This window comes from Chryseobacterium paridis, assembly GCF_016595215.1.
In the GTDB taxonomy this organism is placed as follows: domain Bacteria; phylum Bacteroidota; class Bacteroidia; order Flavobacteriales; family Weeksellaceae; genus Chryseobacterium; species Chryseobacterium paridis.
Genome location: NZ_JAENHK010000006.1, coordinates 1 through 662 on the forward strand (window position 1 = coordinate 1; position 662 = coordinate 662).

Genomic DNA, 662 nt, shown 5'->3' on the forward strand with positions numbered 1-662 from the left:
AAAGAAATAAGACAGGATTCTAAAACAGGTAATCTGGTAAAAGAATTCAAATACAATTACAAAAACTAAGACACGATGAAAAAGATACTCATTCCAATAGGAACATTACTAATAACGGGCATGGTTCATGCCCAGCTTTCTCCAACAGAAAACTATGTATACTCAAAAACAGTTCTTGATTATGATGTCAACAATCAACCGACCAAAACCTCAGAAACGGTTCAGTATTTTGATGGACTGGGAAGACCAAAACAGGTAGTTAATATAAAAGCATCTCCAACAGGGAAAGATGTAGTCACCCATATTGAATATGATGGATTCGGAAGACAGGTAAAAGATTATTTACCCGTTCCACAATCTAATACATTAAATGGAGCTATTGTTCCAACTCCTTTAGCTAATGCTACCCAATCTACAATTTATGGACAAGAGAAGATCTATGCTGAAAAGACATTAGAAAACTCACCTTTAGATAGGTTACTAGAACAAAAGCAAGTAGGAACAGCGTGGAATGATAAACCTGTAAAGTTTCAATATGATGTCAATACAGCAGCAGATGTAAAAAAATATGTAACAGTGACCAGTTGGGCCAGTGGAACCACTGCTTCTGCTATCAGCCAGTCAGTCAATTATGCAGCAGGTCAATTGTATAAAAATACAGT

Annotated in this window: 1 protein-coding gene; it reads left to right on the forward strand. The window is 36.0% G+C overall.

The genetic code is table 11. From position 1 onward, the window contains the following. Window positions 1–75: 75 nt before the first annotated feature. A partial coding sequence (locus tag JHL15_RS06910) for a DUF6443 domain-containing protein (protein ID WP_234047707.1) occupies window positions 76–662 on the forward strand: 587 nt, incomplete at its 3' end.